The 22,689-nt window shown below is 66.8% G+C and carries 24 protein-coding genes; 20 read left to right on the top strand and 4 right to left on the bottom strand.

Features of this window, described 5'->3' with window-relative positions:
• Nucleotides 1–68: 68 nt before the first annotated feature.
• Entirely contained in the window at nt 69–1,106 is a 1,038-nt protein-coding gene (locus ACYQ5L_RS03245) for an LLM class F420-dependent oxidoreductase (protein ID WP_459955362.1), read from the bottom strand.
• A gap of 104 nt (nt 1,107–1,210) precedes the next feature.
• On the opposite strand from ACYQ5L_RS03245, the gene ACYQ5L_RS03250 reads away from it, so the two are divergent.
• The 4 genes from ACYQ5L_RS03250 to ACYQ5L_RS03265 are packed head-to-tail and all read left to right on the top strand — an operon-like array spanning nt 1,211 to nt 4,819.
• Nucleotides 1,211–2,140, top strand: a complete 930-nt coding sequence (locus ACYQ5L_RS03250; protein ID WP_459963311.1) for a Zn-ribbon domain-containing OB-fold protein — start codon at nt 1,211–1,213, stop codon at nt 2,138–2,140.
• A gap of 17 nt (nt 2,141–2,157) precedes the next feature.
• On the top strand, nt 2,158–3,225 hold the full coding sequence (locus ACYQ5L_RS03255; RefSeq protein WP_459955363.1) for a thiolase domain-containing protein: 1,068 nt from the start codon (nt 2,158–2,160) through the stop codon (nt 3,223–3,225).
• On the top strand, nt 3,222–4,388 hold the full coding sequence (locus ACYQ5L_RS03260; protein WP_459955365.1) for a thiolase domain-containing protein: 1,167 nt from the start codon (nt 3,222–3,224) through the stop codon (nt 4,386–4,388). Before ACYQ5L_RS03255 ends, ACYQ5L_RS03260 begins: the two co-directional genes overlap by 4 nt.
• Nucleotides 4,385–4,819, top strand: a complete 435-nt coding sequence (locus tag ACYQ5L_RS03265) for a nuclear transport factor 2 family protein (RefSeq protein WP_459955366.1) — start codon at nt 4,385–4,387, stop codon at nt 4,817–4,819. Before ACYQ5L_RS03260 ends, ACYQ5L_RS03265 begins: the two co-directional genes overlap by 4 nt.
• Nucleotides 4,820–4,878: 59 nt before the next feature.
• Here the strand turns inward: ACYQ5L_RS03265 and ACYQ5L_RS03270 are convergent, their stop codons facing one another.
• A complete protein-coding gene (locus tag ACYQ5L_RS03270; RefSeq protein WP_459955367.1) occupies nt 4,879–5,298 on the bottom strand; it encodes a VOC family protein in 420 nt (139 codons plus the stop codon).
• A 134-nt stretch (nt 5,299–5,432) separates the two neighbouring features.
• Between ACYQ5L_RS03270 and ACYQ5L_RS03275 the strand changes: the two genes are divergently transcribed.
• The 4 genes from ACYQ5L_RS03275 to ACYQ5L_RS03290 all read left to right on the top strand — a co-directional run bounded on the left by ACYQ5L_RS03275 (nt 5,433) and on the right by ACYQ5L_RS03290 (nt 8,476).
• Nucleotides 5,433–6,629: a glycosyltransferase gene (locus ACYQ5L_RS03275; RefSeq protein WP_459955368.1), complete on the top strand. Its 1,197-nt coding sequence runs from the start codon at nt 5,433–5,435 to the stop codon at nt 6,627–6,629.
• 84 nt (nt 6,630–6,713) lie between these two features.
• The gene (locus ACYQ5L_RS03280; RefSeq protein WP_459955370.1) at nt 6,714–7,178 is read left to right on the top strand and encodes a helix-turn-helix domain-containing protein; all 465 of its coding nucleotides are present in this window, start codon (nt 6,714–6,716) and stop codon (nt 7,176–7,178) included.
• 239 nt (nt 7,179–7,417) lie between these two features.
• Entirely contained in the window at nt 7,418–7,723 is a 306-nt protein-coding gene (locus ACYQ5L_RS03285) for a hypothetical protein (protein WP_459955372.1), read from the top strand.
• 57 nt (nt 7,724–7,780) lie between these two features.
• Nucleotides 7,781–8,476 (top strand): maleylpyruvate isomerase family mycothiol-dependent enzyme, encoded by a 696-nt coding sequence (locus ACYQ5L_RS03290; protein ID WP_459955373.1) that lies wholly within the window; start codon nt 7,781–7,783, stop codon nt 8,474–8,476.
• Nucleotides 8,477–8,514: 38 nt separating this feature from the next.
• Here ACYQ5L_RS03290 and ACYQ5L_RS03295 read toward each other — a convergent pair whose 3' ends face one another.
• Together ACYQ5L_RS03295 and ACYQ5L_RS03300 are read right to left on the bottom strand one after the other, a co-directional pair.
• On the bottom strand, nt 8,515–9,633 hold the full coding sequence (locus tag ACYQ5L_RS03295; RefSeq protein ID WP_459955374.1) for an acyl-CoA dehydrogenase family protein: 1,119 nt from the start codon (nt 9,631–9,633) through the stop codon (nt 8,515–8,517).
• 20 nt (nt 9,634–9,653) lie between these two features.
• The gene (locus ACYQ5L_RS03300; RefSeq protein WP_459955376.1) at nt 9,654–10,847 is read right to left on the bottom strand and encodes an acyl-CoA dehydrogenase family protein; all 1,194 of its coding nucleotides are present in this window, start codon (nt 10,845–10,847) and stop codon (nt 9,654–9,656) included.
• A gap of 268 nt (nt 10,848–11,115) precedes the next feature.
• On the opposite strand from ACYQ5L_RS03300, the gene ACYQ5L_RS03305 reads away from it, so the two are divergent.
• From ACYQ5L_RS03305 to ACYQ5L_RS03360, 12 genes are all read left to right on the top strand, one after another.
• Complete coding sequence (locus ACYQ5L_RS03305; protein WP_459955377.1) at nt 11,116–11,304, top strand: ferredoxin; 189 nt, start codon at nt 11,116–11,118, stop codon at nt 11,302–11,304.
• 45 nt (nt 11,305–11,349) lie between these two features.
• Nucleotides 11,350–12,252, top strand: a complete 903-nt coding sequence (locus ACYQ5L_RS03310) for a 3-oxoacyl-ACP reductase (protein WP_459955378.1) — start codon at nt 11,350–11,352, stop codon at nt 12,250–12,252.
• A 304-nt stretch (nt 12,253–12,556) separates the two neighbouring features.
• Entirely contained in the window at nt 12,557–13,321 is a 765-nt protein-coding gene (locus tag ACYQ5L_RS03315) for an MlaE family ABC transporter permease (RefSeq protein ID WP_459955379.1), read from the top strand.
• A gap of 4 nt (nt 13,322–13,325) precedes the next feature.
• The gene (locus ACYQ5L_RS03320) at nt 13,326–14,177 is read left to right on the top strand and encodes an MlaE family ABC transporter permease (protein ID WP_459955380.1); all 852 of its coding nucleotides are present in this window, start codon (nt 13,326–13,328) and stop codon (nt 14,175–14,177) included.
• Nucleotides 14,178–14,299: 122 nt separating this feature from the next.
• Nucleotides 14,300–15,427 carry an MCE family protein gene (locus ACYQ5L_RS03325; RefSeq protein WP_459963312.1) on the top strand — a complete coding sequence of 376 codons (1,128 nt, stop codon included), beginning with the start codon at nt 14,300–14,302 and terminating at the stop codon, nt 15,425–15,427.
• Nucleotides 15,428–16,456: an MCE family protein gene (locus tag ACYQ5L_RS03330; protein WP_459955382.1), complete on the top strand. Its 1,029-nt coding sequence runs from the start codon at nt 15,428–15,430 to the stop codon at nt 16,454–16,456.
• Nucleotides 16,453–17,523 carry an MCE family protein gene (locus tag ACYQ5L_RS03335; RefSeq protein ID WP_459955384.1) on the top strand — a complete coding sequence of 357 codons (1,071 nt, stop codon included), beginning with the start codon at nt 16,453–16,455 and terminating at the stop codon, nt 17,521–17,523. The genes ACYQ5L_RS03330 and ACYQ5L_RS03335 overlap by 4 nt, the downstream gene beginning before the upstream one ends.
• Nucleotides 17,520–18,761 carry an MCE family protein gene (locus ACYQ5L_RS03340; RefSeq protein WP_459955385.1) on the top strand — a complete coding sequence of 414 codons (1,242 nt, stop codon included), beginning with the start codon at nt 17,520–17,522 and terminating at the stop codon, nt 18,759–18,761. The genes ACYQ5L_RS03335 and ACYQ5L_RS03340 overlap by 4 nt, the downstream gene beginning before the upstream one ends.
• Nucleotides 18,761–19,978 carry an MCE family protein gene (locus ACYQ5L_RS03345; protein WP_459955387.1) on the top strand — a complete coding sequence of 406 codons (1,218 nt, stop codon included), beginning with the start codon at nt 18,761–18,763 and terminating at the stop codon, nt 19,976–19,978. Before ACYQ5L_RS03340 ends, ACYQ5L_RS03345 begins: the two co-directional genes overlap by 1 nt.
• A complete protein-coding gene (locus ACYQ5L_RS03350) occupies nt 19,975–21,390 on the top strand; it encodes an MCE family protein (protein WP_459955388.1) in 1,416 nt (471 codons plus the stop codon). Before ACYQ5L_RS03345 ends, ACYQ5L_RS03350 begins: the two co-directional genes overlap by 4 nt.
• Nucleotides 21,387–22,184, top strand: a complete 798-nt coding sequence (locus tag ACYQ5L_RS03355; protein WP_459955390.1) for a hypothetical protein — start codon at nt 21,387–21,389, stop codon at nt 22,182–22,184. Before ACYQ5L_RS03350 ends, ACYQ5L_RS03355 begins: the two co-directional genes overlap by 4 nt.
• A complete protein-coding gene (locus ACYQ5L_RS03360) occupies nt 22,181–22,672 on the top strand; it encodes a h domain protein (RefSeq protein WP_459955391.1) in 492 nt (163 codons plus the stop codon). Before ACYQ5L_RS03355 ends, ACYQ5L_RS03360 begins: the two co-directional genes overlap by 4 nt.
• The last annotated feature ends 17 nt before the right edge of the window (nt 22,673–22,689 follow it).

Here is a 22,689-nt window from a genome sequence, read left to right on the forward strand (position 1 = left end):
TGTCCCCCGTCACAGACTATGCGGTCAGATGACCAATCGCCAGCCCGAATGCGGATTTGAAACGCGTTCTATGGCTGAACGAGCGGCTGCAACCGTTCCATTTGGGCGAGATCCCGGACGCCGACGAGCAGCATTGTCACGCCGGCCTTTTCCCATACCCGCAACTGCTGACGCACATGCGCCTCGTCGCCGATGATCATCGTGTCCAGAATCAGCTCATCGGGCACCGCGGCCGCCGCCTCGTCCTTCTTGCCCGCGCGGAAGAGCCGGGTGATCTCGTCGACCTGCTCGCCGTAGCCCATGCGGCGGTAGACCTGCGCGTGGAAGTTGAGCTCCTCCGCGCCCATGCCGCCGATGTACAGGGCCATGATCGGACGCAGGCGATCGATTTCCGCCTGGGGGTCGTCGGTGAGGATGACCTGTGCGGTGGCGGCGATTTCGAAGTCGGCGCGGGAGCGGCGCGCACCCGGGCGCGCGAAACCCTCGTCCAGCCAAGCGTTGTACATGTCCGCCAGCCGCGGCGTGTAGTAGATGGCCAGCCAGCCGTCGGCGATCTCGGCGGTCAGCGCCACGTTCTTCGGGCCCTCCGCGCCCAGCCAGATGGGCAGGTCCGCGCGCAGCGGATGGGTGATGGGCTTGAGCGGCTTGCCCAGCCCGCTGGCGTCGGATCGGTTGTAGGGCAGCGGATAATGCGGCCCCGCGCTGGTCACCTTGCCCTCGCGGGCCAGCACCTGCCGGATGATGTCGACGTACTCGCGGGTGCGAGCCAGCGGCTTGGCGAAGGGCTGGCCGTACCAGCCCTCCACCACCTGCGGGCCCGAGACGCCGAGGCCGAGGATGGCCCGGCCGCCGCTGAGGTGGTCGAGGCTGAGTGCGGCCATGGCGGTGGCGGTGGGCGTGCGCGCCGAGAGTTGCACCACGGAGGTGCCCAGGCGCACCCGGTCGGTGCGCGCGCCCCACCAGGCCAGCGGGGTGAAGGCGTCCGAACCCCAGGACTCGGCGGTGAACACCGCGTCGAATCCGGCATTCTCGGCGGCGATCACCAATTCCTGTGCATTGGCGGGCGGCTGCGCGCCCCAATATCCGAGTTGCAACCCAAAGCGCATGTTCGGTTCCCTTCCCACTTGGGCTCTTGCGACCGTTGTTAGAACCTGTTCTACTCGATCTCGTGACTCTGGGGAACACCGAAGTACTCGCCGCACCGCTGCGGATGACATTCGATTACACCCGCTCCACCGGCCCGACCATCGGACGCTTCCTGACCGGGCTGCGTGCCGGGCGGATCGTCGGGGTGCGGGGTTCCGATGGGCGCGTGATCGTGCCGCCCGCGGAATTCGATCCGATCACGGCGGAACCGCTGACCGAATTCGTCGACGTGGCCGATGTGGGCACCGTGCGCAGCTGGAGCTGGGTGGCCGAACCGCTGCCGGGCCAGCCCTTCGACCGGCCCTTCGCCTACGCCCTCATCGACCTGGACGGGGCCGACACCGCACTGCTGCACGCCGTGGACGTCGCCGCGCCCGAGGAGATGAGCACCGGCATGCGGGTGCGGGCGCGCTGGGCCGGCGAGCGCGGCGGCTCCATTCACGACATCGCCTGCTTCGAGCCGGGCGAGACCGCGGTCCCCGCAAGCCCTTCCGCGACCGAGCCGGAGGGCGAGCCCATCACCGGCATCGTCACCCCGATCGACCTGAGCTTCAAGCACACCGCCGCCCCGCAGGAGACCGAATTCCTGAAGGCCCTGGTCGAGGGCCGCCTGCTCGGTGCGCGCGCGGGCAATGACGGCAAGGTGTACTTCCCGCCGCGCGGCGCCGATCCGCGCACGGGCGCGCCCACCGAGGATTACGTGGAGCTGCCCGACACCGGCATCGTCACCACCTTCTGCATCGTGAACGTGCCGTTCCAGGGCCAGCGCATCAAGCCGCCGTATGTGGCCGCCTACATCCTGCTGGACGGGGCCGATATTCCGTTCCTGCACCTGGTGCTGGGCCTGGAGGCCAGCGACGTGCGCATGGGCATGCGGGTCAAGGCGGTGTGGAAGCCGCGCGAGGAATGGGATTACGGGCTGGACAACATCCTGCACTTCGAACCCACCGGCGAACCCGACGCCGCGTACGAGTCCTTCGCGCACCACCTGTAGAGAGGCGCTGAAACACCTTGAGCAACACAGCAAGTGACATCGCGGTGGTGGGGTTCGCCCACGCCCCGCATGTGCCGGAGACCTTCGGCACCACCAATGGCGTGGAAATGCTGCAGCCCTGCTTCACGGAGCTGTACGCGAAGCTCGGCATCGAGACCGCCGATATCGATTTCTGGTGCTCCGGCTCCTCGGATTACCTTGCCGGGCGCGCCTTCTCGTTCATCTCCGCCATCGACTCCATCGGCGCGGTGCCGCCCATCAACGAATCCCACGTGGAGATGGACGCGGCCTGGGCGCTGTACGAGGCGTGGGTGAAACTGCGTTCCGGACAAGCGAAGACGGCGCTGGTGTACGGCTTCGGCAAGGCTTCGGCGGGTACGCTGCGGCAGATTCTCACCCTGCAGACCGATCCGTACCTGGTCGCGCCGCTGGGGCCGGACGCGGTGTCCATGGCCGGATTGCAGGCCCGAGCGGGCCTGTCCGCAGGGCGCTGGACCGAGCGGGACATGGCCGCGGTCGCCGCGAACGCCGCCGCCAATGGGGCGGGCGCCGCCACCGCGCGCACCGAGACCGATATCGACAAGCTGCTGGCCGCACCGTATGTGGCCGATCCGTTCCGCGCCCATGACATCGCGCCCATTACCGATGGCGCGGCCGCCATCGTGCTCGCGGTGGGCGATCGGGCGCGCGAGCTGTGCGAGCGGCCCGCGTGGCTGACCGGGATGGCGCACTACATCGACACCCCGATGCTGGGCGCGCGCGATCTGACCGTGTCGGCGTCCACCGCCAAGGCGGCGCGCGCCGTCCTCGGCGGCGATGCGGGCGGATTCGATGTCGCCGAGCTGAATGCCCAGTTCAGCCATGAGGAGATCATTCTCAAGGAGGCGATCGGGCTGAACGGCTCGACCCGCATCAACCCCTCCGGCGGACCGCTGGCGGGCAATCCCATGTTCGCGGCGGGCCTGGAGCGCATCGGCTTCGCCGCCACCGAAATCATCAATGGCACCGCGAATCGCGCACTGGCCCATGCCAGTAGCGGTCCGGCGTTGCAGCAGAACCTGGTCGCCACCCTGGAGGCACGATGACTCACCCCGCAGCTGTCCTCGGCACCGGCCAGACCCACCATGTGACCAAGCGGTCGGACGTGTCCATGCCGGGCATGTGCCGCGAGGCCATCGATCGCGCGCTCGCCGACGCCGAGCTCACCATGGCCGATATCGACGCCGTCGTGGTCGGCAAGGCACCCGACTTCTTCGAGGGCGCCATGATGCCGGAGCTGTTCATGGCCGACGCCCTGGGCGCGACCGGTAAACCGCTGCTGCGCGTGCACACCGCCGGTTCGGTCGGCGGCTCCACCGGCATCGTGGCCGCCAACCATGTGCAGGCCGGCGTGTACGGCAAGGTGCTGGCCGTCGCCTGGGAGAAGCAGTCGGAATCCAATGCCATGTGGGCGCTGTCGAATCCGGTGCCCTTCACCAAACCGGTCGGCGCGGGCGCGGGCGGCTACTTCGCCCCGCACGTGCGCGCCTACATCCGCCGCGCCAATGCCCCGCTGCACATCGGCGCCATGGTGGCGGTGAAGGATCGCCGCAATGGCGCGCGGAATCCGCTCGCGCATCTCAAGCAGGCCGACATCACCATGGAATCGGTGATGGCCTCGCAAATGCTGTGGGACCCCATTCGTTTCGACGAGACCTGCCCGTCCTCGGACGGCGCCTGCGCCATGGTCATCGGCGACGAGGCCTCGGCCAAGGCGTTGGAGGCCCGGGGGCGCAAGGTGGCGTGGGTGCACGGCACCGCCATGCGCACCGAACCGCTCGCCTACTCCGGGCGCGATCAGGTGAATCCCCTGGCGGGACAGGAGGCCGCCCGCGCGCTGTGGCGGCAGGCCGGGATCACCAATCCGCTCGAGGAGATCGACGCGGCCGAGATCTATGTGCCCTTCTCGTGGTTCGAGCCCATGTGGCTGGAGAACTTGGGCTTCATGCCCGAGGGCGAGGGCTGGAAGCTCACCGACTCCGGTGACACCGCCCTCGGCGGCAAGCTGCCGGTCAATCCCTCCGGCGGCGTGCTGTCCTCCAATCCGATCGGCGCGTCGGGCCTGATCCGGTTCGCCGAATCCGCCAAGCAGGTCATGGACCGGGCCGGCGACTATCAGGTCGCGGGTGCGCGCAAGGCCTTCGGCCACGCGTACGGCGGTGGGTCGCAGTACTTCTCGATGTGGGTCGTAGGAAGCGAGCAGCCATGACAACCGAGACCGGGACGACGACCGGAACCGATCATCCGGCGCGGGTGGCCGCCTTCGCCTCGCAGTCCGCGGTGCGCGCGCGGGACAAGGACACCTGGGTGTCGCTGTTCGCGGCGGACGGCATTGTCGAGGATCCGGTGGGCCCGTCCTTCTTCGATCCGGACGGCAAGGGGCATCGCGGGACCGCGGCCATCGCGGCGTTCTGGGACAAGGCGATCGCCATGACGGACTCGATCGAGTTCCTCTTCGACGATTCCTTCGCCTGTGGTGCGGAGGTCGCCTTCACCGGCCGCATTCGCTCCACCGTCGGCGGGAATGTCATCGACGCCGAGGGCGTGTTCACCTACAAGGTCGACGCGGACGGGAAGATCCTCGCGCTGCGCGCCTTCTGGGAGACCGAGCGCGCCATGGCGACCGCCAAACCCGCGTAAGAGGCCGAAAAGCAGGGCGGGCGACCGGATTCCGGTCGCCCGCCCTTGCGGCTTTCGGGTCAGTTCGCGCCCGGGTAGTCCATGTAGAACGGCTCCCACTGGTGCCCGTCCGGATCGATGAAGGTGCGGCCGTGCATGCCCGCCTGGGCTTCCTGGGCCCGCTTGTCGTCGTTCACCTCTTCGGTCGCGCCGGAGGCGAGCGCGGCCTCGGTGAGGGCGTCGACTTCCTGGGCGCTGCCCAGCGACAGGGCGTAGGCGGCGTGGATGGCGGACTTGGTGTCGGCGATCGGGCGCTTCGAGAAGGTCGGGAAGAAGTCCTTGGTCAGCAGCATGAGGCAGATGTTGTCGTCGATGACGATGCATGCGGCATTGCCGTCGGTGAAGTCCTGGTTCACCTTCCAGCCCAGCGCCTCGTAGAAGCCCTTCGACCGGTCCAGATCGGCCACGGGGAGGTTGATGAAGATCATTTTGCTGGCCATGTCGGCTCGTCCTTTCATCCGCATGTCGAGTGCGCTTCGTTGATGTCGTGGATAGGGACGAACCGGGCGGTAAAAACTCATCGGTGCCGCGCGATCTGCCCGACCGTGACAGAGTGGCGGACAGGAGGTGCCCGATGACGTACAGCTACCTGGTCGCGCTGACCGGAAGCGGGGGGACGGTACCGGCGGAACTCGGGGTGGTGCGCAGGCTCGTGCGACGCGGGCACGAGGTCACGGTGCTGGCCGAGGAATCCCTGGCAGCGGAGGTGACGGCCGCGGGGGCGCGCATGCGGTCCCGGGCGGGCGCCGGCTTCGCGCGCGATACCGCCGCCGAGATCGACAGTGCGCGACCGGATCTGGTGCTGGCCTCGTATTTCGCGTTCGGCGCCATGGTGGCGGCGCAAGCGCGCGGGGTGCCGTTCTCGGTGCTGATCCCCGGCATCTATCCGCTGCCGGTGGAAGGCGGCCCGCCGCCCGGATCCGGTTTCGGCCCGGCCCGCGGCCCCCTCGGACGCTGGCGGGACCGGATCATCGGGACGCTCGTGCAGCGCCGCTGGGACCAGGAACTGCTATCGCAGTTGAACGCGCTGCGCGCCGAATTCGATCTGGAGCGCCTGGCCCACTATCAGGATCAGGTCCAACTCGCCCATCGCCAGCTCGTATTGTCCAGCGAGGCATTCGATTTCCCGGCGCAGCACCCCGATGGAGTGCGCTGGGCAGGCCCCATCCTCGACGATCCGTCCTGGACGAGCGAGACCCCCTGGACCGTCCCCGACGGCGGCGACCCGCTCATCCTGATCTCCCTCTCCACCACCTTCCAGCGCCAAACCGATTGCCTGCAGCGCATTGCCACCGCCCTCGCCGATCTCCCGGTGCGCGGCATCATGACCACCGGCCCGGCCATCGATCCGGCCGTGATCACCGCCCCGCCGAATGTGACCGTCCTGCGCACGGCCCCCCACCACGAGATCATGCGTCACGCCAGCCTGGTCATCACCCACGGCGGCCACGGCACCGTCCTCAAGGCCCTCGCCGCCGATCTCCCCGTGCTGGTCCTCCCGCACGGCCGCGACCACGCCGACAATGCCGCGCGCCTGCGCGCCCACCGCGCCGGAATCACCCTGCCCCGCACCGCCACCCCACCCCGCATAGCCCGCACCGTCCGCCGCCTCCTCCGCAGCCCCACCCACTACCGCGCCGCCGCCGAACTCGGCCGGGTCATCCGCCGCGACGCCCTGGGCGCGGTGCTGCTACGCGAACTGGAGCCCGCCTCCGATAACCCTGACGCGATCCGGCCAAACGATTTTCCGGTCCGCGAGATGGAATCGTAACCCTGAACAGGCCATATGCCTTGCACTTATAAGTGCAATTGGGTAGCTTAGGTGTGCCATGCTCAGCGGGGAAGGGGAGTAGTCATGGACGGCGCGTTGATTCGCAACGACAAAGCAATCCTCTCGATCACCTCGGGTGAGGTCGAGCAAGCGCGCACATTCTCGGCTCGGCTCGGCAAGGTATTGAGCGGATCTTGGGACGCGGGTGTCGTGGTAGGTCTTCGTACAGGGGACACGGTCGAGATGCCGGCCGAGCTGTCGGCGCTGGTCAATCAGGTCCTCGAGCTGGTGGGCAGGGGGTGCACGGTAACTGTCGCAAGCATTCCCAGCGAGCTGACCACGACGACGGCCGCGAAAATCCTTGGTGTCTCACGTCCTACGTTGATGAAGCTGATCGGTGAGGGTGAGTTGCCATCACACAAGGTTCGGTCGCATACACGACTACTGAGCAAGGATGTACTTGCTTATCGGGACCGCCTGCGTGATCGGCAGCGACAAGCCTTCGGTCAGTTGCGTGACCTGGAAGATGAACTGGGCATAAGCGACTGACCAATTTCCTTGTGTATCTGAAAGATTCAGCTCCTTCGTACCCCGCCTCGGTAGCATGTTCGCATGTTCAACGGGCGGGGGACGAAGGTTCTGGTTGATGCGAACGTCTTGTATTCGCGTACGCTGCGGGACTGGCTCGCCCTGAGGCCGTGTTCGAGTCCGGCAGGGTTAGCGGTTACAGCGTAGATCCGGCGGGGAGCTACTCCGATGTCGGCGATGCGCATGTCCACTGTGCAGCGTTGCACGCCAAGGTCGACATCCTGCTGACGGACAACGCCAAGCATTTTCGCAACATGGACGAAGTTCCGTACGAGATCTACACGGCGGATGAGTTTTTCGAGCTGGTCGATGACAGTGCCCCGCATGCGGTACTCGCGGTCACGAAGCAGCAGCTCGTCTACCACCTCGGGAAGAGTAGTGACGGAGGTGTGTCCCTGCCGGAGCTGTTGAAGAAGGCCGGGGCTCCACTCTTTGCAGAGCGTGTCCGAGTTCATCTGCAGTCGGTGGACATGTCTGCGCTGGTACGCATGGCGAAGAATCACTGAGGCGTTGCGTGACCGTTTCGCCGGGTGCCGGAGCGCGATCGGCTTTACGGTATCGGCATGGATTACATGGCCATTCTCCGCCAGCGGCTCACGGCGTTCGGTGAGCTCATCACACCGGATCTGCCGCTGAGCGCGCCGGTGCCCGGGTGTGGTGATTGGACCTTCTATGAGCTGGCCGATCATCTCGGGCAGGGCAATATGTGGGTCGTGACCGCGGTCGCGGAGGGGCGGGGGGACTATCAGGGCGAGCCCGCGCCGAAGGATCCGGCGCGGTTGCGGGACTGGTTCGACCGGACCTCGGCGGCGATCATGGCGTCGCTGTCGGTGGATCCGGACGCCCCGGCGTGGACGTTCACCAGTCAGATGCCGCGGACCGTCGGGTTCTGGCAGCGGCGGCGGATGCACGAGACCGCCATGCATCTGTGGGATGGGCAGGATGCGCTGGGGACCGCCGCGCCGTTCGAGCTCGAGCTGGCCGTGGACGGGATCAATGAGGTGTTCGAATTGTTCGCGCCGCGCATGATTCTGCGCGGGCTGGCCACCGAACCCGATGTGGCGCTGCGGGTCCGGGCCACCGACACCGGGCCGCAGTGGACCTACGGGCCGGGGGAGCCGGTGGCCGAGATCTCCGGCGCCGCATCGGATCTGCTGCTGGCGCTGTGGCAGCGCAAGCCGGCCACCGGCCCGGCCTTCGCCTGGGAGGGTGACCGGCTGGCCGGCGAGCGGGTGCTCGCCGGACCGCTGGTGCCGTAACCGGCCGGCGCCTATCCGGCCAGCAGGCCGGCCGGTGCCTAACCGGCGAGCAAACCGCCGAGGGCGCGCAGGTGATCGGTGGCGCCGCCGAGGACGAACTCATTGTGCTTGGCGGCGGTGAAGTACTGGTTCACGATGTGGTCGCGGTCGATGCCGACGCCGCCGTGCACGTGGATCACGGTGTGGGCGACGCGGTGACCGGCCTCGGCGGCCCAGAACTTGGCGGTATGGATCTCGGCATCGGCGGACAGGCCCTCCGCCAGCCGCCAGGCGGCCTGCTGGACGGCCAGTCGCACCGCCTGCACATCGATGTAGGCGTCGGCCAGGCGCTGGGCGACGGCCTGGAAGCTGCCGATCTTGCGATTGAACTGCTCGCGCTCCCGGGCGTAGTCGGCGACCAGTTCCAGGCCCTTCTCCAGGGTGCCGAGCTGCTGGGCGGCCAGACCCAGCCAGGCCCGGTGCAGCAGCCGTTCCAGGATCTCCGGCCCTTGCTCCAGGGTGCCGACCAATTCGGCGGGCGCGCCCTCGAATTCGAGCTGCGCCTCGGGGGAGCGGTCGGTGACGATCTGATCGGCCAGGTGCACGGTCGCATCGGACGGGTCCACCAGGAAGAGCGCGGCCTGCCCGGAGACGGTGGCGGGCACCAGGATTCGGGTGGCCTGCCGCGCGAACGGCACCGTGGTCTTGAGACCGGTGATGCGCCAGGCGCCGTTCTCGTCGGCGGTGGTGACGGGCTTGGCGGGTTCCCAGTTGCGCTCCTCGGCCAGCGCCACGGTGAGGATGGCCTCGCCGGCGGCGGCCCGTGCGGCCAGCTCTCGCTGGGACTCGGAGCCGAACCGCGCCAGCGCGCCCGCGCCGAGCACGATCGACCACAGATACGGCACGGCGGCCACGGCCTTGCCCAGTTCCCGCAGGATCGACGTCTGCTCCAGCACTCCGAAATCGCTGCCGCCCACGGTTTCCGGGAGCGCGGCGGCCAGTACGCCGGTCTCGGCCAGTGAGGTCCACAGCGCCCGGTCGAAGCGCACGGTGCGCGCGCCGGAGGCGTCGGTGTTCTTGTCGAGTTCGCGCAGCTTGTCGGCGGTGACGAGCTTGCCGGTCACCTCGGCGGTGAGCCGGGCCAGGTCCTGCTGCGCTTCGGTGAGCGTGAAATCCATGTCTGATACCTAGCTTTCGATCAACGCGCGGCCGGGGGCTGCTCGAGGGCGGTCATGGCGATGATGTCGCGCTGCACCTCATTGGTGCCGCCGCCGAAGGTGAGGATCAAGCAGGCGCGGTGCATGCGCTCGAGGCGCCCGCGCAGCTGCGCGCCCGGGGAATCCTGGCGCAGATAGGCCTGCGGGCCGAGGACCTCCATGAGCGTGCGGTAGGCCTCGGTGGCCAGCTCGGTGCCGTACACCTTGCAGGTGGAGGCGTCCCACGGGCGCGGCGCGGCATCCCCGCCGGCATCGGCGCGCGAGGCGATCTCCCAGTTCAGCAGCTTGAGGTACTCCACCTTGGCGTGCACGCGGGCCAGCGCGATCTGCACCCATTCCTCGTCGATGACACGGGAACCATTGCTGTTCTTGGTATTGCGCGCCCATTCGGTGGTCTGCGCGACGGCCAGGGCCAGCGGCGCGGAGGAGGTCAGCGCCACGCGTTCGTGGTTGAGCTGATTGGTGACCAGCGACCAGCCGCCGTTCTCCGGGCCGACCATATCGGTGTGCTTGACCCGCACGTCCTGGTAGTAGGTGGCACTGGTGTCCGGGCCCGCCATGGTGTGCACCGGGGTCCAGGAGAAGCCCTCGGCCGAGGTCGGCACGATGAACATGGAGATGCCCTTGTGCTTCTTGGCCTCCGGATCGGTGCGCGCCGCCAGCCAGATGTAATCGGCGTAGGCGATGAGCGAGGTCCACATCTTCTGGCCGTTGATGATCCACTCGTCGCCGTCGCGCACCGCGGCGGTGCGCAGCGAGGCCAGGTCGGTGCCCGCGCCCGGCTCGGAATATCCGATGGCGAAGTGCAGCTCGCCCGCCGCGATCTTGGGCAGGAAGAACTTCTTCTGCTCCTCGGTGCCGTAGTGCATGATGGTCGGCGCCACCGAGTTGATGGTCAGGAACGGCACCGGGGCGCCGGCAATGGCGGCCTCATCGGTGAAGATCAGCTGATCCATGGTGGAACGGTCTTGCCCGCCATACTCTTTCGGCCAGCTCAGGGTGAGCCAGCCGGCGCGGCCCATCTCGGCCACCACCTCGCGGTAGACATTGCCCGAGCCGTACTCTCCGGTCTGGGCCGAAAGCGCTTCCCGCCGTTCGGGAGTGATGAGACGGGCAAAGTAATCACGCAGCTCAGCGCGCAGCTGTTCCTGTTGCGGCGTGTATGCGATCCGCATAGCAGTACCGTGTCCTTTCTGCCGCGCCTGCGGCGCGGCGGGTTCGCGGCCCTGGAGGTCTCGTTCTTCCCTCCCTCCGCTCCTCCGCTTCGCTCCCCCCGCTCCACTCAGTCCAGAACGAGACGGGCCGCGAACCTTTGGGTTGGTCCGATCATTGCATAGCTACTGGAACATGTTCCAGTATGAGGGTCTCTTGGGCCGGTTTCAGCTATCCGGGCGCTGGCGTGCTTGTTACGCTCGGGCCATATCCGTGGTGAAGGAGTCAGCTATGAAGCTCACTGTCGATCTCGACCAGTGCGAAGCGAACGGGATCTGCGTCGGAATCGCCCCCGACGTCTTCGATCTCGATGACGACGATGTGCTGCACATCGTCGAGTCCGAGGTCACCGAGGCCAATAGGGCCGATATCGAGACGGCCGTGGCGCAGTGCCCCAAGGCGGCGCTGAAGCTGGGCTGAATTCGCTATTGCCCGGCAAGTGGAACACGTTCTAGAGTCGGCCCGGTGAGCGATTCTGATGTGAGTCTTGCCGGCCGGGTTGCCGTGGTGACCGGAGCCGGCGCCGGGCTGGGCCGGGCCGAGGCCCTCGAGCTGGCCCGCGCCGGTGCGTCGGTCATTGTGAACGACCTTGCCGAAAACGACGCGGTCAGCGCAACCCTCGCCGACATCCGGGCGCTCGGGGCCAAGGCGGAGTTCGTGGCCGGCTCGATTGCCGAGCGGTCCACCGCCGACGCGCTGATCGGCGCCGCGGAGGAGGCCTTCGGCGGGCTGGACATCGTGGTCAACAATGCCGGGATCACCCGGGACAAAATGCTGTTCAACATGTCCGACGAGGACTTCGACGCGGTCGTCGCGGTGCATCTGCGCGGGCACTTCCTGTTGACCCGCAATGCCGGGGCCTACTGGCGGGCCAAGTCCAAGGGGGCGGGCGCGCCGGTGTACGGGCGCATCGTCAACACCTCCTCGGAGGCGGGTCTGCTCGGTCCGGCCGGGCAGGCGAATTACGGTGCGGCCAAGGCCGGTATCACCGCGCTGACGCTGTCGGCCTCGCGCGCGCTGGCCAATTTCGGCGTGACCGCCAATGCCATCGCGCCGCGGGCGCGCACCGCCATGACCGAGAAGGTCTTCTCCGCGGCCCCCGAGCAGGGTCCGGATCCGCTGTCTCCCGATCATGTGGCGCGCTTGGTGGCCTATCTGGCCTCGCCCGCCGCCGCGGCCGTCACCGGCCAATTGTTCGTCGTCTACGGCCCGATGGTGGCGCTCATGGCCGCTCCCGTGGTGGAGCGGCGCTTCGATGCCGAAGGTGAGTGGACCACAGCGGGTCTTGCAGAAACCCTGGGCGGATATTTCGCCGATCGTCCCGCGGGCGCGAGTTTTTCCGCGTCGTCGCTGATGGATCTTGGTTAGTCGACCCTCACTTCAGTTGGCGGGGGGTTTCGGCCCCCTGATCAGCGGTTGATCATGCGATCAAACGTTGGTAGGAATGGGGACTAACTATGTGTGACGCCTCACAAAGGCGTCACGCTCGTGACGGTGGGCGTGAGGTGAACGTGTTCTCAAAACTGGACACCAGTTCAGAAAGAAGCCCTGTTCAAAACCGTGGAAATCTTCCCGAACGGCACAAGAACGTGTTCTAATCTTCGAGTAGGGCCGGGGTCACAAATCAATCTCGGCTGCTATAAGCCAGGCAGGGGCAGGAGGAATCGCGGGAATGAATGATGTCCTCGCCGTACCGTTGCGGGCGGTCGGAGGGTTCTTCGAACTCGCCGGCGCCGTCGCCCGCGCATCGGTGCGGCCACCATTCCAGCGACGTGAATTCGTTGATCAATCCTGGTTCGTCGCAAGGGTTTCCATTTTTCCGACCCTGTTCGTGGCGATTCCGTTCACCGTCTTGGTGAGCTTCACACTCAACATCCTGCTCCGCGAGATCGGCGCCGCCGACCTCTCCGGCGCGGGCGCGGCCTTCGGTGCGGTCACCCAGATCGGGCCCATGGTCACGGTGCTCATCGTGGCCGGTGCGGGCGCGACCGCCATCTGCGCGGACCTGGGCGCGCGCACCATCCGCGAGGAGATCGACGCCATGCGGGTGCTGGGCATCGATCCGGTGCAGCGCCTGGTGGTGCCCCGCGTGCTCGCCTCCATGTTCGTGGCGGCGCTGCTCAACGGACTCGTCTGCACCATCGGCATTCTCGGCGGCTTCCTGTTCTCGGTCTTTCTCCAGGACGTCAATCCGGGCGCGTTCGTCAACGGCATCACGCTGCTCACCCACCTTCCGGAACTCGTCATTTCGGAAGTCAAGGCAACCTTGTTCGGACTCGTCGCCGGACTGGTCGCCTGCTATCTGGGCCTGAACGTGAAGGGCGGCCCGAAGAGCGTGGGCGATGCGGTGAACCAGACCGTCGTCTTCGCCTTCATGGCCCTCTTCGTCATCAACGTGGTGGTCACCGCCGTTGGCATCAAGTTCACGGCGCGGTGATGACATGGCTTTCGTGATCAACTCTCGTTTCCCGCGGGTCATGCGCCGGGTGCGGCGGACGTCCGACAGTGTGGATTCCGTCGGCAAGCATGCGGTCTTCTATGCGCAGTCGATTGCCTCGGTGCCCAAGGCGCTCGTGCACTACCGCACCGAGACCATCCGGCTGATCGCCGAGATCTCCATGGGGACGGGCGCTCTCGCGGTCATCGGCGGCACCGTCATCATCGTCGGCTTCTTGACCCTGGCCGCCGGTGGCGTCATCGCGGTGCAGGGCTACAGCTCGCTCGGCAATATCGGTGTCGAGGCGCTGACCGGCTTCTTCGCGGCGTTCATCAACGTTCGCATTGCGGCGCCGGTGATTTCGGGTATCGGCCTGGCGGCCACCCTCGGCGCGGGCACTACCGCGCAACTGGGCGCCATGCGCGTCTCCGAGGAGATCGACGCACTCGAGGTCATGGCCATCCGGCCGGTGCCGTTCCTCGTCGGCACGCGCCTGCTGGCCGGCATGCTCGCCATCATCCCGCTGTACTCACTGGCCATCATCGCCTCGTTCATGGCCAGTCGTTTTGCGACCGTGGTGATCTACGGACAGTCGGCCGGCGTCTACGACCACTACTTCGACACGTTCCTGATACCCAGCGACATCCTCTGGTCGTTCGCGCAGGCGATCGTCATGGCCGTCACGGTCATGCTGATCCACACCTACTACGGCTTCCATGCCTCCGGCGGACCCGTCGGCGTCGGCGTCGCGGTCGGCAATGCGGTGCGCGCCTCGCTGGTCGCCGTCGTCATGGTGACGCTGCTGATCTCACTTGCCATCTATGGCACCTCCGGCAATTTCCATCTCTCCGGGTAGGGCGGGACATGGTGACAGAACGTGACAGGGTGGTGCGCCCGAGCGGCGCGCCGTTCGTCCAAAAACCAAGGCCCAAACGGACTCTCGAACAACGCTGGGTCATCAGGCTGGCGGGCCTCGGCATGGTGCTCGGCCTCGTCGTGGTGGTGGTGTTCTGCCTGGTCAGCTTTGCGGGCGGGTTCACCTCGACCGCGAAGGTCACCGTCGCTTCGCCACGCAGCGGTCTGGTGTTGGATCCCGACGCCAAGGTGAAGCTTCGCGGTGTGGAAATCGGCCGGGTGGCGGGTATTACGCAGACCTCCGACGGCGCGCGCATCGAATTAGCGGTAGACCCGGACAAATTGAAGATGGTGCCCGCCAATGCGCTCGTGGATATTCGATCCACGACCGTATTCGGCGCGAAGTACATCAACTTCGAGAGCCCGGCCGATCCTTCGAGCGATTCCCTGAAGCCGGGCGCGATCGTGCAGGCGAACAAGGTGACCGTCGAATTCAATACGCTTTTCCAGCATCTCAACGATGTGCTCGCCAAGGTGGAGCCGGAGAAGCTGAACGCCACGCTGTCCGCGCTCGGTTCGGCCCTGGAGGGACGCGGCGAGAAGCTCGGCCAACTGCTGGTCGACAGCGACGCCTTCCTGCGCGAGATCAACCCCGCCCTGCCCACGCTGCAGGAGGACCTGCGCAAGACCACCCAGGTGACCGGGCTGTACGCCGATACGGTGCCGGATCTGCTGCGCACCACCGACAATGCCGTGGTCACCAGCGGCACCGTAGTGGACTCCGAACAGAAGATCGACGCGGTGCTCACCAATCTCATCGGTTTGGCCGATACGGCCACCCCGATCCTCAATGAGACCGAATCACCTCTCGTGGAAGCACTCCGGCTGCTGCGCCCGACCACCGAGACGCTCTACGAGTACCGGGACTCGCTGTACTGCACCATTGTCGGCCTCGGCTCGAATATGCCGATCGTGGGCGATATCTTCGGCGGCCGCTACGCGGCGGTCACCATGAACGCCAGCCTCATGCCGGCCGGCGAGCCGTACAAGTATCCGGAGGACCTCCCGAAGGTCAATGCCACCGGCGGCCCGCACTGCGAGGGAATTCTCGACCACGTGCCCGGCACGGAGGCCAACTACCTGGTCACCGATACCGCGGAGGGCCATGTCTTCGTGCCCTCCACCACGCCGCGCGCCAGTCAGGGCACCGTCTTCCAGCTGCTGTTCGCCGGACTGCCGGGGGTGAAGTAAGTGAAGTTCAAGCCACGCGCGGTCACCGTCAAGCTGGGCCTGTTCACCCTCGTCATGGTGCTGGTGCTGGGCATGCTCGGCATTGTCTTCAGCCAGATGCGGTTCTCCGCGGAGAACGGCTACAACGCCGTCTTCACGAGCTCCTCGGGCATCCTGCCGGGGGCGAAGGTGCGCATCGCCGGCGTCCCGGTGGGCTCGGTGAACAGTGTGAAGGTCGGCAAGGACAATCTCGCCCACATCGAATTCGACGTGGACAGCAAGTACAAGCTCTACAGCAGCACCACCGCCGCCATTCGCTACGAGAACCTCGTCGGCGACCGGTACCTGGAACTGCTGGAAGGGCCGGGCGCCGGTCAGGTGCTGCGCGAGGGGGCGACCATGGGCACCGATCGCACCAAGCCCGCCCTGGATCTGGACATGCTGCTCGGCGGCATCAAGCCGCTGCTGCGCGGCCTGGATCCGGCGCAGGTCAACGATCTCACCGAGGCGCTGCTGCAGATCTTCCAGGGGCAGGGCGGGACGTTGGTCTCGCTGCTCAACAGCTCCGGATCCTTCGGCAAGACGCTCTCCGAGCGGGATGCCTTGATCGGCAGCGTGATCGACAACCTGAAGACCGTGCTCGCCACCATCGACGACCGCGATCAGCAGTTCGCCACCACCCTCGACGAACTCCAGCGACTGGTCAGCGGCCTGGCCGAGGACAAGGATCCGATCGCCGACGCCATTCCCCGACTGTCCGGCGCCACCGGCGATCTCACCGAGTTGCTCACCCAGGCCCGGCCGGATCTCAAGGAGACCATCACCCAGCTGGGCCGCACCGCCGAGAACCTGGACAACGAGGCCGGCGAGGTGGAGTGGATCATCCAGAACCTGCCGGAGTCCTACAAAAAGCTGGTCCGCATCGGCTCCTACGGTTCCTTCCTCAATATCTACGCCTGTGCGACCAACCTCCTGGTCGATGGCCCGGACGGTAAGCCGATGCTGATCCAGATGCCCGGCGGGCAGACCACGGGACGGTGTGCCAAATGAGCGAACAGCGTTCGTCCGCAATCGATGTGGGCATTATCGGCATCGTCCTGGCGGTGACCGTCTCCCTGGCCTCGCTGCAGTTCGACCGGTTGCCGTTCCTGGCCTCCGGGACCCAGTACACCGCCTACTTCGGTGATGCGGGCGGGCTGGTTCCCGGTGACAACGTCCAGGTCGCCGGGGTCAAATCCGGCCGGGTGGAAGAGGTTTCGCTGGACGGGGCGAAGGTGCTGGTGCGGTTCTCCCTCGACGAGGGAATCCGGCTGGGCGACAAGACCGGCGCGGCGATCAAGACCAATACGGTGCTCGGGCGCAAATCGCTCGAGCTGAGCCCGAGCGGGGACGGCCGGCTGCGCGCGGACGATCCGATCCCGCTGGAGCGCACCACCTCTCCGTACTCGCTCAACGACGCGCTGGGCGATCTGGCCAGCACCGTGGGCGGACTGGACATGGAGCAGGTGAACACCACCCTGGACGCGCTGTCGGAGACTTTCGCCGACACCCCCGCCCCGCTGCGTTCGGCGCTGGACGGCATCACCGCTCTGTCGCGCAGTATCAACACCCGCGATCAGGCGCTGACCGAACTGCTGAGCAAGGCCCAGGGCGTCACCCAGGTGCTCTCCGATCGCGCCGCCAAGATCAGCGCCCTGCTGGTGGACGGCAATTCGCTGCTCGGCGAACTGGATGCCCGGCGCACCGCGCTGGGGCAGCTCATCGTGTACGTGAACGGCCTGGCACAGCAGCTCACCGGATTCGTGAACGACAACGAGGCGCAGCTCAAACCCACGCTGGAGCGGTTGAATTCGGTGCTGGACATCCTGCAGCGCAATAAGCAGGACCTCTCCGACGCGCTCGACGCCCTCGGCCCGTACGCGGGCGCGCTGGGTGAGCAGGTCGGCAGCGGTCCCTACTTCCAGGCCTACATCTCCAACGCCACCAGTAAGGGCATCCAGGCGCTCGTCGATGCCATGGTCTGGCCCGAGCACCTGCCCGCGGACCTGTGGTCCTACCTCGACACCGGCGGCCCGCCGGTGGGCCTCTACCCCGGACTGACGGAGCCCGGCAAATGAACGCACTGAAAAAGGCCGCCGCCCTGCCCCGCTGGGCCCGCATCGCCGCCCTGGTGGCGCTGATCGCCGTCGTCGTCGCGCTCGCCTATCCGGCGCTGAGCCGGATCGGCAAGACACAGATCACCGCGTACTTCCCGTCCACCAGCGGTCTGTACACCGGTGACGAGGTGCGGGTGCTCGGCGTCAAGGTCGGCACCATCGACTCGGTGGATCCCGGCAAGGACCGGGTCACGGTGCGGATGACCGTGGACCGCGGCATCGACCTGCCGGCCGACGCCAAGGCCGTGATCGTCTCGCCCTCACTGGTATCCGCGCGGTTCATCCAGCTGGCCCCCGCCTACACCGGCGGCGCCAAGCTGGAGAACGGCGGCACCATTCCCATCGAGCGCACCGCCATCCCGGTGGAATGGGATGACATCAAGGCCGAACTGTCCAAGCTGGCAACCACTCTCGGTCCGGTCGGCAATGACGAGCAGGGCTCCTTCGGCCGGTTCGTCGACACCGCGGCGGACAATCTCGACGGCAACGGCCAGGCGTTCCGAGATACGCTGCGCGAGCTGTCCAGCGCGCTGAACACGCTGTCCGACGGTCGCACCGACCTGTTCGCCACCATCCGCAATCTGCAATTGTTCGTGGACGTGCTGTCCAAGAGCAATGATCAGATCGTGCAGTTCGGCGGCCGCCTGGCCTCCGTCTCCTCGGTACTGGCGGGCGTCTCCGCCGATCTCGGTGCGGGCCTGGACAATCTGGATATCGCGGTCGAGGATGTGCGGCGATTCATCGAATCCCGGGGCGGCGCGCTGACCGAAGGGCTGCAGCGCATGGCCGATGTCACCCAGTTGCTGGTGGACAAGCGGCCCGAACTGGAGACCGTGCTGCACTCCGGCCCGACCGCGCTGGTCAACTTCTACCAACTCTACAAGCCCGCCCAGGGCACCCTGACCGGCTATCCGGTGCTCACCAACTTCGCCGATCCGCTCAGCTTCATCTGCGGCTCCATCGAGGCGCTGAAGACCAACGATTCCGACCGCACCGCGGATCTGTGCGCGCAGAATCTCGGCCCCGCCCTGCAGAGCCTGGTCATGAATTACCCGCCGATCATGCTCAGTACGCCCACCAATGCCACCGCCTATCCGGAGCAGCTGGTCTACAGCACACCGGAACTCGCGGCGCAGGCCGGAGCCCAGGTCTCCGTGCCCGGCAGCCTCGCCGATCTGGCTCTTCCGGGAGGCAACTGATGAAAACCCCGCGCAGACGCCGCCGGGCGGCGGGCCTGGCCTTCGGCCTCGCAATCGCCTTGGGCGCCACCGGATGTCAGTTCGACGGCCTGAACTCGCTGCCCATGCCCGGCGCCGAGGGCACCGGCGAGGGATCCTGGCAGATCGCCATCCAGATGCCGAATGTCACGACGCTGACCCGTAATTCGCCGGTTCGCGTGCACGACGTCACCGTCGGCACGGTCACCGGCATCGAGGTGGAGGGCTGGCACGCACTGGTCACCGTCAGCCTCGAGAAGGGCGTGCAGCTGCCGGCCAACGCGACCGCCAAGATCGGCCAGACCAGCCTGCTGGGCAGCAATCACCTGGAACTGGCCGCACCGGAAAATGGTGCGGCACAGGGTGAGCTGAAGCCCGGTGATGTCATTCCGCTGGAGCGGGCCGGGGCCTACCCGACCACCGAGCAGACGCTGTCCTCGCTGTCGGTGGTGCTCAATGGCGGCGGCATCTCGCAACTGGAGAACATCACCTCCGAGCTGAACAAGGCGCTGGTCGGCAATACCGACGCCATCCGGGATCTGCTGCCGCAGCTGAACACCCTCATCGGGACGCTGGACACCCAGACCCAGGACATCATCGCCGCCATGAGCGGGCTGGACCGGTTCTCCGGAATCCTGGCCCAGCAGAAGGATCAGCTGGCTTCGGCCATCGAGAACATCCATCCGGCGCTGACCGTGCTCGCCGATCGACGGGCCAGCATCACCGGTGCTCTGACCGCGCTCGGCGGGCTCAGCGATGTGGTGTCCCGCATCGTCGACGAAGGCGGCGACAACCTGACCGCGGACCTGGCCAATCTGTGGCCCGCGCTGGAACAGCTGGCCAATACCGGCACCAATCTGACCTCGGCGCTGAGCATGCTGCTCACCTTCCCGTTCCCCATGCACTACATGGACGGCGCGGTGCGCGGCGACTATCTGAACGTCAAGATCACCTTCGATCTCACCGCGGCCCGCCTGGCCAAGAACTTCCTCACCGGCACCCCGCTCGGCCCGCGCTACGCCGGCGTCGAGGGCGCGCTCGGTCAGATGGGCGGCACCGCGGGCGAACCGGTCGATCCCAAAACCGCGCCGCTGCAACCGCAGCCGGAATCTCAGCAGCCGACCCTGCCGGGCGTGGGCCCGATTCCGGGGCTGCCCGCGATTCCGGGCATTACCGTGCCGCAAGGGAGTGGACAGTGAAACTCACCCGCTTCGTCAAGATTCAGCTCGCCATCTTCGCGGTCCTGACCGTCATCGGCATCACGGCGATGAGCGGTGCGTACGTGGGTGTTCCGGCCATGGTCGGCATCGGGCGCTATGACGTGACCGTGCAATTGGAGGCCACCGGCGGGCTCTACGAGAACGCCAATGTGGCCTATCGCGGCACCAATGTCGGCAAGGTGCAGGCGGTCCGGCTCACCCCGGCGGGTGTGAACGCCGAACTGTCCATCGACAGCGACTACAAGATTCCCTCCGATGTGGACGCCTGGGTGCGCAGCGTCTCGGCCGTCGGTGAACAGTACGTGGATCTGGTTCCCGCCGCGGATCCCCAGGGCGGCAACCTGTCCGACGGTTCGGTCATCAAGGTCGACCGCACCAAGCTGCCACAGGATGTCGGCACGTTGCTCGATCAGACCGACCGGCTGCTCAACAGCGTTGCCGATACCAAGCTGCGGCAGGTCATCGATGACGCCTTCCAGGCATTCGACGGGGCGGGACCGGATCTGCAGCGGTTCATCGACTCCGCGGCGCTACTGGTGCAGGAGGCCAAGGACAACTCCGCGGCCACCAAGGATCTGATCGAGAAGATCGGACCGCTACTGGACACCCAGGTGGAATCGGATGCGGCCATCCGGTCCTGGACCCAGGACCTGGCCACGCTCACCGATCAACTGCGCGAACATGATCCGTCGTTGCGCAATGTTCTCGCCAAGACGCCCGGTACGGCCACCCGTGCCACCCAGCTCTTTCAGGATCTCAAGCCCACCCTGCCGCTGCTGGCGCGCAATCTGGTCAGCGTCGGCCAGGTCACCTACACCTACGACGCCGGCCTGGAGCAGTTGCTGGTGGTTTTCCCGCCCCTGATCGCCGGTCTGCTGACCGCGGCGACCAACGGGCCGCTCGAATACGGCGCCATGGTGGACTTCATGGTCAGCCTCAATGATCCGCAGGGTTGCACCACCGGCTTCCTGCCCGGTGACGAGCGGCGCTCGGCCGCCTTGCTCGATGCGCCGGACACCCCGGCCGGCCTGTATTGCAAGGTGCCGCAGGATGCGCCCTACGCGGTGCGCGGTATCCGTAATATGCCCTGTATGGAAGTCCCGGGCAAGCGCGCGCCGACCCCGGAACTATGCCGCGACCCGCAGGGATACATCCCACTGGGCGACAACCCGCCGTTCGGCAATCCCAATCCGGTGACCCCGGACGGGCAGCCCGCCGGTGCGGCCAACGGGACTCAACCGGCTTCGGTCGAGACCCGGCCGTACGATCCGCTTACCGGAACATTCATGGGTGACGACGGTCGTAACTACCGCATCACCAATATCGGGGCCGACGGCTCCGGAGTGGTTCCGGCCAGCCTGACAGCGATGGTCCAGGAGCAGTTGCGATGAGTGAACCGAGTGTGGGGAAGAAGCGGGCACGGCGGCGGGCCGTGCGATCGGAGGGGCCGCCGCCGGAAGAGCAGACCACCACACCGGTGAGTGAGATTGTGGTTCCGGTGAGTAGGGCCGCCGCCCCGGAACCGGAGGCGGAGCGAATTCCGCAGCCGCCTGCCGAGGACGAAGCGCCGGCCGCACCGGTCGAACTCGCGAAGCCGGTCGAACTCGCGAAGGACGAGTCCACCCCGGTCGTCTCCGCCGACGAGCCCACAGCCGACGAGCCCACAGCCGAAGAGCCCGCAGCCGCTTCGGATGACGAGTCGAGCCGATGGACCTGGTTCGTCTCGGCGGCCGCGCTCGTGCTGGCCGTCGCGGTGGCCGCGGCGACGGTGTTCCTGGCTGTCCAGCGCAACAAGCTCAGCGATGCCGAAGCACTGCGCGCGGACTACGTCCAGGCCGCCAAGCAGGCCATGCTGAACATCACCAATATCAACGCCGATACCGCGCAGGACGACATCAACCGGGTCCTCGCGGTGACCTCCGGTGATCTCAACACCGAATACTCCCAGCGCAAGGATGATTACGCGGCCATCGTGCAGAAAGCCGAGGTGCGCGCCAAGGGGGAGGTCATCGAGGCCGCTCTGCAGACCAGTGACGACCATTCGGCCATTGTGCTGGTGGCCGTGAAGCAGACCCTCACCAATGCGGGGGCGGAGGGGCCGCAGCAGCGGCAGTTCCGATTCAAGGTGACCATCGCCCGCGGCGAGAACGGTTTCACCGCGACCTCGATGGAGATGGTGGTATGACCGCGAAACTGCGTGATCTGCTGATCCTGGCCGGTGCGGCGGCACTGCTGGTCATCAGCGTCGGGGCCGGGACATGGATCGGCTACGGGTGGTGGCAGGACGATCAAGTCGCTTCCGCGCGTGAGGATTCCGCCGTCGTGGCCCGGCGTGCGGTGCAGGGCATGTTCGGCTACAACTTCCGCACCATCGATGCCCAGATGCCGAAAGTCATGGAGGACATGACCTCTGACTTCCAGGCGGACTGGAAGCAGGTCACCGAGACCGTACTGGCGCCCGGCGCCAAGGAGAAGGAACTGGTCGTCGAGGCCACCGTGGTGGAATCCGGGGTCATCTCGGCGACCGACGATCACGCCGAGGTCATGATCTTCCTGAATCAGAAGAGCACCGGCAAGGATCCGGCCAAGGGCACCTACGACGCCAGCCGATTGCGTGTGAAGCTCGACAAGGAAGACGGCCGCTGGCTGGTGGCCGACGTCGACCCGATCTAGGCTCCTGAGGTCCATCT

Source organism: Nocardia sp. IFM 10818, assembly GCF_054655275.1.

Coding starts and splice junctions, on each gene's coding strand:
- ACYQ5L_RS03245 (WP_459955362.1), bottom strand. CDS start 1,106: ATGCGCTTTGGGTTGCAACTCGGATATTGGGGCGCGCAGCCGCCCGCC.
- ACYQ5L_RS03250 (WP_459963311.1), top strand. CDS start 1,211: ATGACATTCGATTACACCCGCTCCACCGGCCCGACCATCGGACGCTTC.
- ACYQ5L_RS03260 (WP_459955365.1), top strand. CDS start 3,222: ATGACTCACCCCGCAGCTGTCCTCGGCACCGGCCAGACCCACCATGTG.
- ACYQ5L_RS03265 (WP_459955366.1), top strand. CDS start 4,385: ATGACAACCGAGACCGGGACGACGACCGGAACCGATCATCCGGCGCGG.
- ACYQ5L_RS03270 (WP_459955367.1), bottom strand. CDS start 5,298: ATGGCCAGCAAAATGATCTTCATCAACCTCCCCGTGGCCGATCTGGAC.
- ACYQ5L_RS03275 (WP_459955368.1), top strand. CDS start 5,433: ATGACGTACAGCTACCTGGTCGCGCTGACCGGAAGCGGGGGGACGGTA.
- ACYQ5L_RS03280 (WP_459955370.1), top strand. CDS start 6,714: ATGGACGGCGCGTTGATTCGCAACGACAAAGCAATCCTCTCGATCACC.
- ACYQ5L_RS03290 (WP_459955373.1), top strand. CDS start 7,781: ATGGATTACATGGCCATTCTCCGCCAGCGGCTCACGGCGTTCGGTGAG.
- ACYQ5L_RS03295 (WP_459955374.1), bottom strand. CDS start 9,633: ATGGATTTCACGCTCACCGAAGCGCAGCAGGACCTGGCCCGGCTCACC.
- ACYQ5L_RS03300 (WP_459955376.1), bottom strand. CDS start 10,847: ATGCGGATCGCATACACGCCGCAACAGGAACAGCTGCGCGCTGAGCTG.
- ACYQ5L_RS03305 (WP_459955377.1), top strand. CDS start 11,116: ATGAAGCTCACTGTCGATCTCGACCAGTGCGAAGCGAACGGGATCTGC.
- ACYQ5L_RS03315 (WP_459955379.1), top strand. CDS start 12,557: ATGAATGATGTCCTCGCCGTACCGTTGCGGGCGGTCGGAGGGTTCTTC.
- ACYQ5L_RS03320 (WP_459955380.1), top strand. CDS start 13,326: ATGGCTTTCGTGATCAACTCTCGTTTCCCGCGGGTCATGCGCCGGGTG.
- ACYQ5L_RS03325 (WP_459963312.1), top strand. CDS start 14,300: ATGGTGCTCGGCCTCGTCGTGGTGGTGGTGTTCTGCCTGGTCAGCTTT.
- ACYQ5L_RS03335 (WP_459955384.1), top strand. CDS start 16,453: ATGAGCGAACAGCGTTCGTCCGCAATCGATGTGGGCATTATCGGCATC.
- ACYQ5L_RS03340 (WP_459955385.1), top strand. CDS start 17,520: ATGAACGCACTGAAAAAGGCCGCCGCCCTGCCCCGCTGGGCCCGCATC.
- ACYQ5L_RS03345 (WP_459955387.1), top strand. CDS start 18,761: ATGAAAACCCCGCGCAGACGCCGCCGGGCGGCGGGCCTGGCCTTCGGC.
- ACYQ5L_RS03355 (WP_459955390.1), top strand. CDS start 21,387: ATGAGTGAACCGAGTGTGGGGAAGAAGCGGGCACGGCGGCGGGCCGTG.
- ACYQ5L_RS03360 (WP_459955391.1), top strand. CDS start 22,181: ATGACCGCGAAACTGCGTGATCTGCTGATCCTGGCCGGTGCGGCGGCA.